The sequence below is a fragment of the Pseudomonas fluorescens genome (assembly GCF_018614775.1).
GTDB classification, from domain to species: Bacteria; Pseudomonadota; Gammaproteobacteria; order Pseudomonadales; family Pseudomonadaceae; genus Aquipseudomonas; species Aquipseudomonas fluorescens_BY.
This window is the reverse complement of the sequence record NZ_JAGGOF010000052.1, coordinates 80,032-96,630: the sequence shown is the minus strand read 5'-3', so window position 1 is coordinate 96,630 and position 16,599 is coordinate 80,032. Positions and strand designations below refer to the sequence as shown.

The 16,599-nt window shown below is 61.4% G+C and carries 18 protein-coding genes; 4 read left to right on the top strand and 14 right to left on the bottom strand.

What is annotated here, in order from left to right:
* Positions 1-19: 19 nt before the first annotated feature.
* Positions 20-1,087: an ABC transporter substrate-binding protein gene (locus J7E36_RS15535; protein WP_215004384.1), complete on the bottom strand. Its 1,068-nt coding sequence runs from the start codon at positions 1,085-1,087 to the stop codon at positions 20-22.
* A gap of 349 nt (positions 1,088-1,436) precedes the next feature.
* Here J7E36_RS15535 and J7E36_RS15530 point away from each other — a divergent pair, with 349 nt between their 5' ends.
* Positions 1,437-2,168: a UTRA domain-containing protein gene (locus J7E36_RS15530; protein ID WP_215004382.1), complete on the top strand. Its 732-nt coding sequence runs from the start codon at positions 1,437-1,439 to the stop codon at positions 2,166-2,168.
* Between the two features lie 7 nt (positions 2,169-2,175).
* Here J7E36_RS15530 and J7E36_RS15525 read toward each other — a convergent pair whose 3' ends face one another.
* The 7 genes from J7E36_RS15525 to minC form a co-directional block, all read right to left on the bottom strand.
* On the bottom strand, positions 2,176-2,358 hold the full coding sequence (locus J7E36_RS15525; RefSeq protein ID WP_215004380.1) for a hypothetical protein: 183 nt from the start codon (positions 2,356-2,358) through the stop codon (positions 2,176-2,178).
* Between the two features lie 125 nt (positions 2,359-2,483).
* Positions 2,484-3,773 carry a M18 family aminopeptidase gene (locus J7E36_RS15520; RefSeq protein ID WP_215004378.1) on the bottom strand — a complete coding sequence of 430 codons (1,290 nt, stop codon included), beginning with the start codon at positions 3,771-3,773 and terminating at the stop codon, positions 2,484-2,486.
* Between the two features lie 102 nt (positions 3,774-3,875).
* A complete protein-coding gene (locus J7E36_RS15515; RefSeq protein ID WP_215004377.1) occupies positions 3,876-4,979 on the bottom strand; it encodes a hypothetical protein in 1,104 nt (367 codons plus the stop codon).
* A 39-nt stretch (positions 4,980-5,018) separates the two neighbouring features.
* A complete protein-coding gene (locus J7E36_RS15510; protein WP_215004375.1) occupies positions 5,019-5,654 on the bottom strand; it encodes an RluA family pseudouridine synthase in 636 nt (211 codons plus the stop codon).
* Positions 5,655-5,836: 182 nt separating this feature from the next.
* Positions 5,837-6,091 (bottom strand): cell division topological specificity factor MinE, encoded by a 255-nt coding sequence (gene minE / locus J7E36_RS15505; protein ID WP_003179111.1) that lies wholly within the window; start codon positions 6,089-6,091, stop codon positions 5,837-5,839.
* On the bottom strand, positions 6,091-6,903 hold the full coding sequence (minD, locus tag J7E36_RS15500) for a septum site-determining protein MinD (protein WP_042728954.1): 813 nt from the start codon (positions 6,901-6,903) through the stop codon (positions 6,091-6,093). The genes minE and minD overlap by 1 nt, the downstream gene beginning before the upstream one ends.
* A gap of 200 nt (positions 6,904-7,103) precedes the next feature.
* The gene (minC, locus tag J7E36_RS15495; RefSeq protein WP_215004373.1) at positions 7,104-7,841 is read right to left on the bottom strand and encodes a septum site-determining protein MinC; all 738 of its coding nucleotides are present in this window, start codon (positions 7,839-7,841) and stop codon (positions 7,104-7,106) included.
* A gap of 118 nt (positions 7,842-7,959) precedes the next feature.
* Here minC and J7E36_RS15490 point away from each other — a divergent pair, with 118 nt between their 5' ends.
* Together J7E36_RS15490 and J7E36_RS15485 are read left to right on the top strand one after the other, a co-directional pair.
* Positions 7,960-8,892, top strand: a complete 933-nt coding sequence (locus J7E36_RS15490) for a lipid A biosynthesis lauroyl acyltransferase (RefSeq protein ID WP_215004371.1) — start codon at positions 7,960-7,962, stop codon at positions 8,890-8,892.
* Between the two features lie 48 nt (positions 8,893-8,940).
* Positions 8,941-10,095, top strand: coding sequence for a patatin-like phospholipase family protein (locus J7E36_RS15485; RefSeq protein ID WP_215004369.1), 1,155 nt, complete (start codon positions 8,941-8,943; stop codon positions 10,093-10,095).
* 197 nt (positions 10,096-10,292) lie between these two features.
* Here the strand turns inward: J7E36_RS15485 and J7E36_RS15480 are convergent, their stop codons facing one another.
* The 6 genes from J7E36_RS15480 to puuE all read right to left on the bottom strand — a co-directional run bounded on the left by J7E36_RS15480 (position 10,293) and on the right by puuE (position 15,800).
* The gene (locus J7E36_RS15480; protein ID WP_215004367.1) at positions 10,293-11,078 is read right to left on the bottom strand and encodes an outer membrane protein OmpK; all 786 of its coding nucleotides are present in this window, start codon (positions 11,076-11,078) and stop codon (positions 10,293-10,295) included.
* A 246-nt stretch (positions 11,079-11,324) separates the two neighbouring features.
* A complete protein-coding gene (locus J7E36_RS15475; RefSeq protein WP_215004365.1) occupies positions 11,325-12,626 on the bottom strand; it encodes a urate hydroxylase PuuD in 1,302 nt (433 codons plus the stop codon).
* Positions 12,627-12,678: 52 nt separating this feature from the next.
* Positions 12,679-13,182 (bottom strand): ureidoglycolate lyase, encoded by a 504-nt coding sequence (locus tag J7E36_RS15470; protein ID WP_215004363.1) that lies wholly within the window; start codon positions 13,180-13,182, stop codon positions 12,679-12,681.
* Positions 13,183-13,301: 119 nt separating this feature from the next.
* Positions 13,302-14,297 (bottom strand): allantoicase, encoded by a 996-nt coding sequence (gene alc / locus J7E36_RS15465; RefSeq protein WP_215004361.1) that lies wholly within the window; start codon positions 14,295-14,297, stop codon positions 13,302-13,304.
* Between the two features lie 64 nt (positions 14,298-14,361).
* Entirely contained in the window at positions 14,362-14,877 is a 516-nt protein-coding gene (uraD, locus tag J7E36_RS15460) for a 2-oxo-4-hydroxy-4-carboxy-5-ureidoimidazoline decarboxylase (protein ID WP_215004359.1), read from the bottom strand.
* Entirely contained in the window at positions 14,874-15,800 is a 927-nt protein-coding gene (gene puuE, locus J7E36_RS15455; RefSeq protein WP_215004357.1) for an allantoinase PuuE, read from the bottom strand. Before puuE ends, uraD begins: the two co-directional genes overlap by 4 nt.
* Before the next feature lie 411 nt (positions 15,801-16,211).
* Here puuE and uraH point away from each other — a divergent pair, with 411 nt between their 5' ends.
* Complete coding sequence (gene uraH, locus J7E36_RS15450) at positions 16,212-16,565, top strand: hydroxyisourate hydrolase (RefSeq protein ID WP_215004355.1); 354 nt, start codon at positions 16,212-16,214, stop codon at positions 16,563-16,565.
* Positions 16,566-16,599: the final 34 nt, after the last annotated feature.

The following is a 16,599-nucleotide window of genomic DNA, read 5'->3' as shown; positions in this document are numbered from 1 at the left end:
GAGCGGGCTAATTACCGCCTTACTGCATATTGATGATCACTTCTTCCTGCCACTTCTGAGGCAGCGCCTTGGAAGTCTTCTCCCACGCATCAGCATCCTTGATCGGCGTCACGCCTTTGTACTGCTCGTTCGGCAGCAGCTTGGCCTGGACCTCTTCCGGCAGTTTCAGGTGCTCGGCGCGGATCGGCCGGGCGTTGCCTTTGGCCAGGTTGATCTGGCCGGCGTCGCTGAAGATGTATTCGCGGGTCAGCTTGGCGGCGTTCGGGTGCTTGGCGTATTTGTTGATGATGGTGGTGTAGCCGGAAATGACCGAGCCGTCGGACGGGATCAGCACGACGTAGTCATCCGGGTTGGCCATCTTGGCCTTGTAGCTCAAGCCGTTGAAATCCCAGACCACGCCGACTTCCACTTCGCCCTTTTCCATCGTGGCGATGGTCGGGTTGGCCATGGACAGGCGACCTTGCTTGGCGATCTCGGCAAACATCAGCAGCGCCGGTTGCAGGTTCTTCTCGTCGCCACCGTTGGCCAGGGCTGCTGCCAGCACGCCGTTGGCGGCCTGGGCGGCGGTGCTCACGTCACCAATGGAGACTTTGTATTTACCGGTTTTCAGATCGGCCCACTTGGTCGGCACGTCGGAGCCGTGCAGCAGCTTCTTGTTGACGATGAACGCAATGGTGCCGGTGTAGGCCAGCGCCCAGTTGCCGTCCTTGTCCTTGGCCCAGGCCGGCACTTGTTCCCAGGTGCTTGGCTTGTACGGCTGAACCACGCCCTGCTTGACCGCGATCGGGCCGAACGCGGCGCCGACGTCGCCGATGTCGGCGCTGGCATTGTCTTTCTCGGCGGCGAACTTGGCGATTTCCTGGGCCGAACTCATGTCGGTGTCGACATGTTTCAGGCCGTAGTTTTTCGCCAGGTCTTCCCAGGTGCCTTTCCAGTTCGCCCAGTCATCGGGCATGCCGACGCTGTTGACGGCGCCTTCCGCTTTCGCAGCGGCTTCCAACGTTTTCAGATCGGTATCAGCGGCCATGGCGGCGGTGCACATGGCGATAGTCGAGCCTAACAGTGATGCCAGGAAAAGCTGTTTCATCCGAAGCTCCTATGGGCGTTTTCAACGCTGCGATTGCGGTTGTGTTGGTCTAGGTCAGCAATACCTGAGCCAATGTAGGCAAGCCCTGTGACAATTTGATGTCGGCGCTGGAGATGCCGGCCAAACCAGGGCTTGTGAAGGTTGGCTGCTGACTAAGCGTAGACCATGGTTAAACAGCTGATCTGCAAGGACTTGGCCGTTATTTTGCACACCTGAAGCGATACCGTTCGGCGCCTTTGTCATCTGCCAGTCATGTGCAGTGCCTAGGCTTGCTGGAACACGCAGTGGGACGTCAGGTGTGCGATCCCGCCCCGAAACAGTGCTGGTCTAGTCCAGATAGGTAACGTTGATGCGCATCGATGCAACCAAAGCGGTGACAGCCATCGGACAAGTCCTGCAGGAGCAACTCGACCACGGGTTGCTGGCGCCGGGCAGCAAGCTGCCGGCCGAGCGCAAGCTCAGTGAGTTGTTCGGAACGACGCGTATCACCGTGCGTGAAGCGCTGTTACAACTCGAAGCACAGGGGCAGATCTATCGGGAGGAGCGCCGGGGCTGGTTCGTCTCGCCACCACGGCTGGCCTACAACCTGATGCAGCGCAGCCATTTCCACGCCATGGTCGCGGCGCAGGGGCGGGTACCTTCTACCCAAGTGATTTCCGCGCGCCTGCAGCCGGCCTCGGCGGCCGTATGTGCCTGGTTGCAGTTGCCGGCATTGTCCAGCGTGATCCAGATCTGCCGCGCGCGGCGTATCGATGAGCGACTGGTGCTGTACGTCGAGCACTACCTGAACCCGCAGTACTTTCCAGGCATTCTCGATTTTGACCTCAACCAGTCGATGACCGAGCTGTACGCCCGTCATTACGACCTGCATTACGGCCGGGTGAAGTTCGAGATCGTGCCCACGTCACTGCAACCGGAAGCGGCGGCGGCGTTGAAGGTTTCGGTGGGCAGCCCCGGGTTGCGGATCGCACGGGTCAACTACGACCAGCATCAACGGCTGATCGACTGCGACCTGGAGTTCTGGCGACACGATGCGATTCATGTCGGCGTCGATGTGCCGGAGCGATCATCATCCACATGAGGTGGGTTCAGAGCGACTCGTTGAGCTTGCTCAGGATCTTGAACACCACCGTGGCGAGGATCAACAACATGCCGATCCACATGGCAAAGACGCCGACGTTCTTGTCTCGGAAATTGAAACCGATGGCCAGCAAAAGCATGCCGGCGATGATCGGCACCAGCATGGCGTTGAACGCAGACATCGAGATCATGGTGACGACCTTGTCGAGGGAGCGATAAGGTCAGTCTAGTTGGGGTTTGGCGAGGTCGCGGTGACCTCGGTCAGTGTATTTCCGATTTCAGGTCGAATGCTGTTATGCCGAGGGGATTGTTGTATTCAGGGCAACTCGCGACTGGCATAGAACGCGCTCAAGACCTTCACCAGGTGCGCCAGGTCATGACTGCCGCAGAGTTCGCGGATCGAGTGCATGGCGAAGGTCGGCAGGCCGATGTCCACGGTGCGCACACCCAGGTGGCTGGCGGTGATCGGGCCGATGGTCGAGCCGCAACCCATGTCGCTGCGCACCACGAAGCTTTGCACCGGCACTTCTTCGGCCATGCATAGATGACGGAAGAACCCGGCGGTTTCGCTGTTGGTGGCGTAGCGCTGGTTGGAATTGACCTTGATCACCGGGCCGGCGTTGAGCTTGGGGCCGTGGTTGGCGTCGTGCTTGTCGGCGTAGTTGGGGTGAACGCCGTGGGCGTTGTCTGCCGAGACCAGCAGGGATTTCTGAATGGTGCGTACGAATTCCTCACCATCAGGCAACAAGCGCCGCAGGGTCTGTTCCAGCATCGGCCCGTCGGCGCCACACGCCGAGCAGGAGCCGACTTCCTCGTGGTCGTTGCACACCAGCACGCAGGTTTCTTCGGTGTCGGCATTGAGCAAGGCTTGTAGCCCGGCGTAGCACGACAGCAGATTGTCCAGGCGTGCACCGGCAATGAAGTCGCCATGCAAGCCAATGACTGCGGCGCTTTGGGTGTCGTAGAAGCTCAGCTCGTAATCGAGCACCACGTCGGCGTTCAGGCCATGTTCACGGGCCAGTTGGTCGGTGAGCACGGCGCGGAAGTCGACGCGCTCGTCACCGGCGAACTGGGCGAGGATCGGCGGCAGCTCGTTCTGCGGATTGATGGCCCAGCCCTGGTTGGCCTCGCGATTGAGGTGGATGGCCAGGTTGGGAATCGTCGCGATCGGCGCCTTGAAATCGATCAACTGGCTCTCGACCTTGCCGTCGCGGCGGAATGTCACGCGCCCGGCCAGGGACAGGTCGCGGTCGAACCACGGCGCCAGCAACGCGCCGCCGTAGACTTCCACGCCCAGTTGCCAGAACCCGTGGCGTTGCAGTTCAGGCTGGGGCTTGACCCGCAGGCACGGGCTGTCGGTGTGAGCGCCGACCAAGCGGATGCCGTCGAGCAGCGGCGAATTGCGCCCCAGCTTGAAGGCGATGATCGAAGAGTCGTTGCGCGTGACGTAATAGCGACCGTTGGCCTCGGTGGCCCAGGTCTCGCGCTCGTCCAGACGCTGATAACCCGCCGCCTCCAGGCGTTGGGCCAGGCTGGCGGTGGCATGGAAGGGGGTAGGGGAGGCCTTGAGGAAGTCGATCAGGCCTTGGTTCAACTCTGTGCGCATAAGTAACTCCAGGCAGCAATGGGCGGGAGTTTACCCCATCGACAACCTGCATTGCAGGCACAATCCCCTGCGATAAAGGGTTCGCCAACGCTCTGGTATCGGTCAGCCTGAAGCGGCGATTCGCTTGCGCAGGTGTGCCATGATCAGCGTTTTGTCCTGAGCCTTGAACGGTTCGGGCAGGTGCTGGGGCCAATGCTCCAGTTCGCTGAACAGCTGCGCCTGGCGCTGTGGGTCCAGGCGAAGGATTTCCCGCGCCGCTGAATCCCACCAGTGGTGCCGACAAATGTCGTAGTAGGGATGGCTCGGCGCCGCGCTGCCATACAGCAAGTCGCGGCCGATCTTGCGTAGAGCACCGCGCTGGTCGCGCAATTTCCACTTGATCAGCAGCCGGCGCCAGGCCGCCGGGAACGGTTTGCTGCGTGGTACATCGTGGCAGCGCTGCACCAGCGCTGCACTGAAGGCTTCGCCGTGTTGTGCGAAGAAGTGCGCCTGCATGCTGTGGAAGAAGCGTTTGTCAGCGAAATAGTGATGCACATGTCTGTTGGTTTCGCGAATGGTTGCGTTGCGCAACGTGAATGAAATCGCGATTTGCTCGATGGTGTGGATGTCGAAGCCACCTTCAGTCCATTCATCAATCCGGTCGATGACTTGGACCAGCAACGGCGCATCGCGGTCAGTCACCCCGCATAGCCCACTGTTATAGAGCTTGAAGCCGTTGTTCCGATCCACTCCGTGAGCATGCAGGCAAGCGCCCAGACGGCGGTAATCCTCGCGTTCACATACGTAGTCCCAGTTATATTCGAAACTGTCCATCAGGTACTGCCCTGGCTGGATTCGCTTGAACAACAGGTCGGGGTCAGCGAGGAACAGCGTGTCGGTGTCGACGAACAGGGTCTTTTCCGCCAGCTTCAGCCCCGCCGCGATAGCACAGGCTTTGCGCCGATGAATGTAACCATGCTCGCCTTGCCATTGACCCAGCAATTCAGGGCTCAGGGTCACGGTCTCGACGGGCCAGCCCTGGTAGTCCTCGGGCCGGTCCGTCAGGATTCTGATGGTTGGCAGGGTCGAGGGGTGGCCGTGGGCCAGGGCCGTCAAGATGCTGAACTTGGCTTCATGGCGGTAAACATGGTTATCGCCATAAATCAGGTAGAGCAGTTGGCGGGGGACTTTCCCGACGGGTGTTTCGTGTAGATCCATCACCTGCATGCCAAGCCTTTGATCGAGTGAGACTCTTGGTTGCGCGAACTAGAACGGCGCCGGACATTCGAAGCGCAGGCGCTCGCCGGTTTGTGGATGGGTGAAACTCAGCATGCTGGCGTGCAGGCATAGGCGTGGCCAGGCGGCCAGGGCTTGTGGGTGGGCGTAGAGCCCGTCGCCCAGCAGCGGGTGACCGATGGATAGCATGTGCACGCGCAACTGGTGCGAGCGCCCGGTAATCGGCGTCAGTTCGACCCGGCACCAGTCGCCGCAGCGTTCCAGCACGCGCCAGAAAGTCAGGGCGTGTTTGCCGTGCTCATGGTCCACCACGTGCCGCGGTTTGGTCGGTGGGTCATAGCGCAACGGCAGGTCGATGCTGCCGCTGTCCAGCGCCGGTTGGCCCCAGCACAGTGCGGTGTAGGCCTTTTCGGTTTCGCGGTCGTGAAACTGCCGGGACAGCTCGCGATGGCTGTCCGGGTCGCAGGCCAGCAGGATGATGCCGGAGGTTTCCCAGTCCAGGCGGTGCACGATTCGCGCTTGCGGGTAGCCGTTTTCCTGCAGGCGGGTGATCAGGCAGTCCTTGTTGTCGTCGGCCCGACCGGGCACGGACAACAACAAGGTTGGCTTGTCGACCACCAGCACGGCAGCGTCCTGATGGATGATGCGAATGTTGGAAAGGGGCATTGAAAAAAGTCTCTTTACAAACGCCAACGGCGGCTCGGGCCCACCCTTTGTGGGAGCGGGCTTGCTCGCGAAGACGGCGGCACATTCAAGAGTAATGTGTCTGAATAACCGCTTTCGCGAGCAAGCCCGCTCCCACAAAAAGGCTGTAGGGGACCCGAGCCGCCGTGGCTCCCGCCGATCGATCAGCGATCCGGCAGGGTGATATTGAGTTCCAGAATCGAGCAACTGCCCTGGCTTTCGAGCGCCACGTGCACGTCATCGCTACCGATGTTGACGTACTTGCGGATCACTTCCACCAGTTCCTTCTGCAAGGCCGGCAGGTAGTCGGGGGTGCTGCGTTGGCCGCGTTCGTGCGCCACGATGATCTGTAGACGCTCTTTCGCGACCGAGGCGGTACTGGGCTTTTTATTGGCACGAAAGAAGTCAAAAAGATTCATTACCTACCTCCAAACAGGCGCTCGAAGAAACCTTTCTTCGTGACATCGAGGAATCGATGCTCCACGGTCTTGCCCAGCAGACGATCAACGGCATCGCTGTACGCCTGACCGGCGTCGCTCTGGTCGTCGAGAATCACCGGCACACCCGAGTTGGAGGCCTTGAGTACCGCCTGGGATTCCGGAATCACACCCAGCAGGGTCACGGCGAGAATTTCCTTGACGTCTTCGACGCCGAGCATTTCGCCGTCGCTGACCCGTTGCGGGTTGTAGCGGGTCAGCAGCAGGTGTTCCTTGATCGGCTCTTCGCCGTTCTCGGCGCGGCGGGATTTGCTCGCCAGCAGGCCCAGCATGCGGTCGGAGTCGCGCACCGACGACACTTCCGGGTTGGTCACGACAATCGCTTCGTCAGCGAAGTACATGGCCAGGTGGGCACCTTTTTCGATACCGGCCGGGGAGTCGCAGACCACGAACTCAAAGTCTTCCTTGAGCTGCATCAGGACTTTTTCCACGCCTTCCTGGGTCAGCGCGTCCTTGTCGCGGGTCTGGCTGGCGGCCAGCACGTAGAGGTTCTCCAGGCGCTTGTCCTTGATCAGGGCTTGTTGCAGGTTCGCTTCGCCGTTGACCACGTTGACGAAGTCGTAGACCACGCGACGCTCGCAACCCATGATCAGGTCGAGGTTACGCAAGCCGACGTCGAAGTCGACGATGACTGTCTTGTGCCCGCGCAGAGCGAGGCCGGTACCGATAGCGGCGCTGGTGGTGGTCTTACCCACACCACCCTTGCCGGATGTAACCACGAGAATCTTGGCCAAGGTGTTTCACCCCTAAGGAAAAAGGACTTTGTCAGCCCCTGAAGAACATCTCTGGAAAACTGCTGCAATTGGACAGGCCTGGCTGGAATCGGGCTTGGGGCGGGGTTTACCTCCGGTAAACGCTGCCTGACCCTTTTTCCTGCGTCGTGTAAGCCGTTTCGCTACGTTTTAGAGATGCTTGGAAAATGCGGCAGTATCCGTTAAAGCCGAATGATGTTCAACACGTCGCCCGACAGGCTGATCTGCACGCCGGCCCCCCACAGCGGGTCGCGGCGCAAATCCTCGGAGACCTTGTACTGCCCGGCGATGGAAACCAGTTCAGCGCTCAATTGCTGACAGAAGATCCTGGCTTTCGTATCACCCTTGACGCCGGCCAGCGCTCGACCGCGCATCGGGCCGTATACATGGATGTTGCCATCGGCCAGAAGTTCCGCCCCCGGGCTGACCGAAGAGATGATGACCAGATCGCCACCCTGGGCATAAATCTGCTGTCCGCCGCGTACTGGCGCGGTGATCACGCGTGTCGGCTTGATGGTCGGCTCCGGTGGTTTTTCCGGGGCTTTCTTCGTTTCGACCGGGTTCAGTTCCAGCACCCGCTCGCGAGCGCCGGATGGCGGCAGTACCGGGATGTCTACGGCGATGGCCGCGGCGATGTCTTCGATGCGGCTGGCGCGGATGGCCAGGGTGCGCAGGCCGTGATGGCGGCACACGCGCATCAGGCCCGCCAGGTCCACCGCGCCTTCGCCGGCCGGCAGTTTGTCCAGGGCCAGCACCAGCGGGGCGTTGCTGAAGAAGTTCGGCGCCTGGGCGACTTTTGCCGCCAACTGCCGGTCAAGGCTCTCCAGGTCGTTGCGGGCCAGCTCCAGCACCGTAATGGCGAGCATGCTGCCCTTCAACTGGAACACAGGATCTTGGTCTAGCGGTTCGGTTTGGCTCATGGTCGGCGTACAACGACTTGTCACTAAAAGTGCCGAGACTTATAACGAGATCGTCCGCGAGCCGCAAGCCGGGTCGAACGATGTAGAATGCGCGGCCCATGTCTTTGTGGAAGCTGTAATGGATCGCCCGCGTTTTCGAGCTGCATTTTTTCATCCGCGTTTCTGGCTGCTGTGGTGCGGCCTGGGGCTGTTGTGGCTGATCGTCCAGCTGCCTTATCCGCTCCTGCTGCGCGTCGGCCGTGCGCTGGGCGCGCTGATGTATCGGGCGGCCGGCGACAGACGGCGCATCGCCCGGCGCAACCTGGAACTGTGTTTCCCGGAAAAAACCGCTGCCGAGCGCAAGCGGCTGCTCAAGGAAAACTTCGCCTCCACCGGCATCGCCTTCTTCGAAATGGCCATGAGTTGGTGGTGGTCGCGTTCGCGCCTGGCGAAGCTGGCCCATGTCGAAGGGCTGGAGCATCTCAAGCAGGCCCAGCGTGACGGCAAGGGCGTGATCCTGATGGCACTGCATTTCACCACCCTGGAAATCGGCGCGGCCTTGCTCGGCCAGCAGCACACCATCGATGGCATGTATCGCGAGCACAAGAACCCGCTGTTCGACTACATCCAGCGCCGTGGCCGCGAGCGGCACAACCTCGATTCCCTGGCGGTGGAGCGCGACGACGTGCGCGGTATGCTCAAGCTGCTGCGGGCCGGCCGGGCGATCTGGTACGCGCCGGACCAGGATTACGGTGCCAGGCAAAGTGTGTTTGTGCCACTGTTCGGCATCCAGGCGGCGACAGTCACCGCCACCACCAAGTTCGCCCGCCTGGGCAAGGCGCTGGTCGTGCCATTCGTCCAGGAACGCCTGACCGATGGCAGCGGCTATCGTCTGGTGATCCAGGCGCCGCTGGAAGACTTCCCGGGCGAGAGCGAGGAGGCCGATTGCATTCGCATCAACCAGTGGGTCGAGCAATCGGTGCGCGGGTGCCCCGAGCAATACCTCTGGGCCCACCGGCGGTTCAAGAGTCGTCCGCCGGGCGAGCCGAAGCTGTACGCCAGGCGTGGTTGAAACGCTAGTCTGCCTTTTTTGCCTCACCCCAACGCACGGAGCATCGCAATGACCCCAGCTGAACCCGTTACAGGTTTGATTCTTTCCGGTGGCGGGGCTCGGGCAGCGTATCAAGTGGGCGTATTGGCGGCGATTGCCGAATTGTTGCCCGACGGCGCGCAGAACCCCTTCCCGGTGATCGTCGGCACCTCGGCGGGAGCAATCAACGCGGTCAGCCTGGCGAGCGGGGCGATGGACTTCAAGACCGCCATCGAGCGGCTGACGGCGTTCTGGCGCACGGTACGCAGCCACCAGGTGATGCGCAGCGACTGGCGTGGTGTGCTGGCCCAGGCGACGCGTTTCATCACCCACAGCCTGCTGGGCCTGGGGGCCAAGTTGCCGGTGGCGCTGATCGACAGCTCACCGTTGCGCGAGCTGCTGCAGGCGCAATTCCACGCTTCGGGTATCGAGCAGGCCATCGCCGAACAGCAACTGCGGGCGGTGGCGGTGACGGCGTTCGGTTACGAGTCCGGCCAGGCGGTGACCTTCTATCAGGGGCGCGGGACCATCGATGCCTGGCTGCGGCATCGACGCATTGGCGTGCCGACGCCGTTGACGGTGGAGCACTTGCTCGCCAGCTCGGCGATTCCCTTGTTGTTCGCCCCGGTCAAGATCGGCCCGCAGTACTTCGGCGACGGCGCGGTGCGGCAATCGGCGCCGATCAGCCCGGCCTTGCACCTGGGGGCCAACCGGGTGCTGGTCATCGGCGTCAGTGGCAACCCCCGTGGTGCCGGCGGGCAGGATCCCGCGGAGCGCAGCTACACGGGCCTGCAACCGACCCTGGCGCAGATCGGCGGGCACATGCTCAACAGTACGTTCATTGACAGCCTGGAAAGTGACATCGAGCTGCTTCAACGCCTGAATGGTTTCAGTCACTTGTTGCCCGACGATGTGCCGGCCCATGCCTTGGGCGCGGCGCCGGTGGAGGTGCTGGTGATTTCGCCCAGCCAGCCCATCGACGAAATCGCCGCTCGCCATCGCCACGAACTGCCCCGCGCGCTGCGGGTCTTCCTGCGCGGCCCGGGCGCGACCAAGACCAGTGGCGCGGGGGTGTTGAGCTACCTGTTGTTCGAGGCGGGGTATTGCAGCGAACTGATCGAGCTGGGGCGCCAGGATGCGTTGGCGCAGCGTGAGGAACTGAGTCGGTTCCTGGGATTGATGTAGGCAGGCCTGCCGCTATCGCGAGCAAGCTCGCTCCCACAGGATCCTGTGTTGGGCTCAGAACTCAGTACCCACTATAAATCCCCTGTGGGAGCGAGCCTGCTCGCGATGGCGGCACATCCGACATCAATGCAAGCTGACCCGCCGCTATCGCGAGCAGGCTCGCTCCCACACAGGAGTCCACAGTTGCGAGGGCTGGATCAGAAGTGATACTTCAGCAAGAAGCTGGTCGTGCTCTGGTCGGTCTTGAACCCTTCGCTGTCTTCGATCCCGTATTTGTTCTTCCAGTAGTCATATTCCACACCCACGTACAGCTGCTTGGCGCCCAGGCTCAGGGCCTTGCCCAGGTCATATTTGACCTGCGGGTTGATGTGCAGGTTGGCGTGGTAGGTGCCTTTGGAATTGCGGTCGTTGTCCACCACCCAGTCGATGAAGCCGTCGATCAGGATGTCGGATGAGCCCACCGGGAGGGTATAGGCCCAGACCGGGGTGATCTGCCAGACGTTGTCGCCGGCGCGTGGGCCTTCGGTCTGGCGGTTGTAGAAGTTCAGCTGGAAGTAGTCGAAGCCGGGAATCGCCAGGTCGAAGCCTGGACCGATCAGGTAGGACTCGTTGTCACCTTCGCCGAACTCGTAGGTCATCGCCAGCAACACGTCCTTGATCGGACCCAGTTCCAGCTTCTGGTCGAAGATCTTGCCGAACGACAGGCGCGGGCTGAACTCGCCGTAGTAGGTGTTCGGGCCCGACTGGCCATCTTCCTTGCCGTTGTAGAAGATCCGGTCGAGGAAAAAGAAGTTGTCGCCGTATTTCCAGGCATCGGCGTGCTCGAAGGTCACGGTCTGCTGGATGCGCGGGTTGACCTGGAAATCCTTGCCGTACAGGTAGGTCAGGCTGTTGTTCTGCCATTGGAACAGATCGTCGGCCATGGCCTGGCTGCCCGCCAACAAGGATCCTGCGAGTATCAGGCTGGTGCACGTGCGGTTCATTCGGTTTGCTCCCAAAGGTAAGTGGTACCGCTGTTTTTTCAGATCAGCGCTCTGGTGTGGCGCCTTTTTCTACGGGGGTAAAACATCCGTTCGGTCAGCTTTTTGCTCGTGACAAGTGCTGAGGGCAAGCCTTGGGCCAGGGCCGGAGCGTGTCATTGTCCAGGCGCAGGCAGCCGCTGGCGGGCGACCGGTCGTGGGCCGGCCGGCCTGTCAGCGGTAGGGCGTGTGGCGGTGTGGACAGCGAGACTAGTTGGTCTGCGCGCCCTGGTTGATCCATGCGCCGATCAGATCACGTTCCTGTTGGGTCATCTGGGTGATGTTGCCCAGGGGCATGATCTGGTTGGTCACGGCCTGGGCCTGGATGCGCGCGGCCTGTTGCTGGATCTGCTGCGGCGTATCGAACATCACCCCGGCCGGCGCCGCGCTGAACAGCGGGCTGGTGGGTTTGGCCGAATGGCAGACCGAGCAGCGTTCCTGGATCACGCTGTGGACCTTCTCGAACGACGGGCCTTGAGCGGTGGCGGCCTGGGCAGGTTGTGCGGTCGGGGCGGCGGGCGCCGACTCAGGTTTGGCGCCACCGCCCACGGCGGTTTCCGGCAGTGGTTGATACTCGATGGCCGCCGGCGCCTTGGCCACGTCCGGTGCGGTTGGTGCCGGTTTCGGCCCCGTGACATACGCCAGGCAAATCATTGCCAGGGCGCCGACCGGCAGTGTCCAGGCAAACCGGTTGCTGTCATGGCGCGTGTTGAAGTAGTGACGCACCAGCACGGCCGCCACGGCGATACCGGCCAGGATCAGCCAGTTGTACTGGCTGCCATAGGTGCTCGGGAAGTGGTTGCTGATCATGATGAACAGCACCGGCAGGGTGAAGTAGTTGTTGTGACGCGAGCGCAGCAGCCCTTTGGCCGGCAGCGCCGGATCGGGAGTGCGGTTCTGGGTAATGGCCGCTACCAGGGCCCGCTGTGCCGGCATGATGATGCGGAACACGTTGCCGACCATGATCGTGCCGATGACCGCCCCGACATGCAGGTACGCACCGCGACCGCTGAACACCTTGCTGAACCCGTAGGCCGCCGCGATCAGCAGCACGAACAGGATCAGGCCGAGCAGGGCGGGACGCTTGCCCAGGGCCGAATCACAGAGAAAGGAGTAGACGAACCAGCCGACGAACAACGAGCCAATGCCCAGGGCAACGCCTTCGAGGCCGCTCAGGCTGCTGCCGGGGGCCAGCAGGTAGATAGTCGGGTTCCAATAGAACACCACGCACAGCAGCGCGATACCCGACATCCAGGTGAAGTACGCTTCCCACTTGAACCAGTGCAGGTTCTCCGGCATGGACGGCGGTGCGAGTTTGTATTTTTCCAGATGGTAGATACCGCCACCGTGGATCGCCCACAGGTCGCCGGCCAGGCCGCTCCTGGGGTTGACGCGGTTGAGGTTGTTTTCCAGCCAGACGAAATAGAACGACGCGCCGATCCAGGCCACGCCAGTGATCATATGAACCCAGCGGATGCTCAGGTTCAGCCATTCCAGCATATGTGCTTCCACAGTCTTTACCTCTCGCCCGTCACACTTGTATTCGCATGATCGGACGCTTCTCTTATTGGTGGGGATCGAGGATCAACAACTCATCCTCTATGAAGAAATGCTCATCGCAGTTATGGCCTGTGCCACTGCGATCAACCACCAGGAAGTCATCCCGCTTTTCGATCGTCAGCACCGGGTGGTGCCAGACGCCGCGATGGTAATTGATGCCCTGCCTGCCGTTGGTGACGAAGGCGCGGACCAAGCCTGATACAGGTGCATCGCCAAGTGGCGCGACCACGATCAGAAAGGGGTTGCCGAGCAGCGGAATGAAAGCCTGGCTGCCCAGCGGATGACGCTCCAGCATGCGTACGGTCAGCGGCATGTCCAGCGCGTCGGCGCGGAAGATGCTGATGATCGCCTTGTCGTCAGGCAGGGCGGTTTCAACCGTCGCCAGGCGATGGAAGCGCTGGGTCGAACCGTTGTTGATCATGAAGTGATCGCTGCCATCGGTTTCGATCACATCACCGAACGGGGCGAAGGCTTCTTTGGTCAAGGGTTCGATCTTGAGTGTGCGCATGCTGGTCTTCTTATCCAAAATTCTGTGTTGTTCGTTCTATCGCTATCGCGAGCAGGCTCGCTCCCACATTTGACCGCGTGCCCCTGTGGGAGCGAGCCTGCTCGCGATTGGGTTCGACTCTATTTAGCGACCTTGCCCAGCACTCGCAGGCGACTCACACCGCCATCCGGGAACACGTTCAGGCGGATGTGGGTGATCGGGCCCAGGGCCTTGATCTGCTCGGCGAAGGTATGTTCGGCGTGCATTTCCAGTTTCTGGCTGGGCAGCAATTCGCGCCAGAACAGCGATTGGGTTTCGATCTGACTGTCGGTACCGCCCTTGACGAACGCGCCCTGGATCGAGCAGCTGTCCGGGTAGTTGCCCTTGAAGTGCAGGGTGTCGACAATGACTTTTTCGACGATGCCGGCATGGCCCAAGGCGACGATTACCCAGTCATTGCCAGGCGTGCGGCGACGGGCGGTTTCCCAGCCATCACCCATGTTGACGCCACGGCCCGGGTTGAGGATGTTGCTCATGCGGCCGAAGTGTTCGTCGGAGCAGGCCAACGCGCGACCACCATTGAGGGCGGCAGCCAGGTCGATCTGTTCGTTGTCGCCCACCGCCGACCAGTCGCGGTGCGGAATGCCGTAGACGCGCAACCGGGCTACGCCGCCATCGGGGTAGATGTTGAAGCGCAAGTGGCTGAAGGCCTGGTCGTTGCTGATTTCGTGGTAGTGGTGGCTGTTGCCTTGCAGCTCGACGGCCGACAGGACTTCGGTCCACTGGGTGTTGTCGTCCGGCTCGCCTTCGGCCAGGAAGCAGGCTTCCAGGGACGCCGACGGTGGGTAGTTGCCGGTGAAGAATGAGGTGTCGATGTCCACGCCCTTGATCGAGCCCGCTACGCCCAGGCGGATCACGGCGCTGTCGTAGCCTTCGAAGCGCTTGCGACGCGACTCCCAGCCGTCCATCCATTTGCCGTTGTCATCGAACACGCCCTCCTTCCAGACGGCCGGGGTCGGCTGGAACAGACGGTTGGCGTCGGCGAACCAGTCATCGGTCACCGAGATGATCCGGGTGCCCAGGCGGGCGTCGGCCAGGTTGACGAACTTCTCGAACGGTACGGCGTAAGCTTTCATTCTTCTTGTCTGCCTTTGAATAAGTTGGCTGGGGATGCTCGCGGGCCTGGGTTCAGGCTGCTCGCTAAAGGGTCAGTAGTCGGAACAACGCGATCTTGTTGATCTCCGCCAGCGCGCATTTGAACTCGGTGTCTACCGGGTTATGGATGCGCGTTTCGAACGCCGCGAGGATCTGGTGCCGGTTGCTGCCTTTTACCGCCATGATGAAGGGAAACCTGAACTTGGCCTTGTAGGCGTCGTTCAGCTCGGTGAAGCGCTGGAACTCTTCGGTCGTGCATTGGTGAATACCGGCGCCGGCCTGTTCGTGCGTGCTGGCTTCGGTCAGTTGGCCCTGGACGGCGGCTTTGCCAGCCAGGTCCGGGTGAGCGTTGATCAGCGCCAGCTGGCTGGCGTGATCGGCACTCAACAGGATATCGCTCATGCGCTGGTGCAAGGTTTCGATCTGGTCGATCGACGGGTCCTGGCCGAGCTCGAAGGCTTTCTCAGCCACCCATGGCGAATGTTCGTAGATATCGGCGAAGGCTTCGACGAACGCCTCGCGGCTCAAGGTCGAAGGCTTGAGGCTCTGGAATGCAGTCATTTCACAGCTCCAGGGTGTGGATGGACCTGCTGCCAGTGGCGGGCGATATCGACGCGGCGGCTGAACCAGACCTGGTCATGGCCCTTGGCGTATTCGAGGAAACGCCTGAGGGAGGCCAGGCGCGCCGGGCGGCCGATCAGGCGGCAGTGCAGGCCAATGGAGAGCATCTTCGGCGCTTCGGCGCCTTCGGCATACAGCACGTCGAAGGCATCCTTGAGGTACTGGAAGAAGTCGTCGCCGTGGTTGAAACCCTGCACTTGGGTGAAGCGCATGTCATTGGTGTCGAGGGTATACGGGATCACCAGGTGCGGCTTGCCGTTGGGGGTGTTCGGTTCCCAGTAGGGCAGGTCGTCGTCGTAGGTGTCGCTGTCGTAGAGAAAACCGCCTTCTTCCATCACCAGCCGACGGGTGTTGGGGCCGGTGCGGCCGGTGTACCAGCCCAGCGGGCGCTCGCCGGTGATTTCGGTGAGGATGCGGATCGCTTCGAGCATGTGCTCGCGCTCCTGGGCCTCATCCATGTATTGGTAGTCGATCCAGCGATAGCCGTGGCTGCAGATTTCGTGACCGGCGGCGACCATGGCGCGGATCACGTCCGGGTGGCGCTGGGCGGCCATGGCCACGGCGAAGACGGTCAGCGGGATGTCGAATTCCTTGAACAGCTTGAGGATGCGCCAGACGCCGGTGCGGCTGCCATACTCGTACAGCGATTCCATGCTCATGTTGCGCTCGCCCTGCAGCGGTTGCGCCGCGACCATCTCCGAAAGAAACGCCTCGGATTCCTTGTCGCCATGGAGGATGTTGCGCTCGCCGCCTTCTTCGTAATTGAGCACGAAGGACAGGGCGATGCGGGCCTTGCCCGGCCACTGAGGATGGGGAGGGGTGTTGCCATAACCGATCAGGTCGCGTGGGTAGTCAGCGCTCACTGCAGTCTTCCTTCTTGTTCGAACCATGTAGGTGGCGCCTGGGTGTGGATCTAGGGCTGGCGCCACGACGATGGAGTGATTGTATACAACTTTGTGCGCGATTTGTAAGTCTGAAATTTCGCATTTTTCGCGCCTGCCACTGAGAGGTCTACACTGCAAGAAATCTGCCCACTTGGTCAATAATGCGTAGACGTATAGCGTTGCCGCTGCTCCGGCTGTAGATTGGCCCCGGCACCGGGTCGCGGGATTCCTGGAATAAATTTCAATTTTTTATTGTGTACAATTTTCTTTTAAAGTGTCTTAATTCTCCAATCGTCGTGTCGTTTCGTGCTCCGAAACGGTGCGGCCTGTCTTTCAACTGATTCAGGAGGCGTCGGGCCGGACTGCCCAGCAGCGAGGCGCGCACAATCAATGGGACGTTTGACTACTCACGTTTTGGATGCTGCACACGGCTGCCCGGGCAGCTCGATCAAGGTCGAGCTGTACCGGGTCGAAGGCTCGCAACTGGAACTGGTTGCCAGCGCGCTGACCAACAGCGATGGCCGTTGCGACGCGCCGCTGCTGCAAGGGGATGACTACCGGTCCGGTGTCTATCAGATTCAATTTCACGCCGGCGACTACTACCGCGCCCGCGGCGTCCAGTTGTCCGAGCCGGCGTTCCTGGATGTGGTGGTGCTGCGCTTCGGTATTTCCGCCGAGCAGGACCACTACCACGTGCCCCTGCTGATTTCGCCTTACGCCTATTCAACCTATCGAGGCAGCTGACCCCCAGGCAGCTGCCTTGTCCTGGAAGCGACTG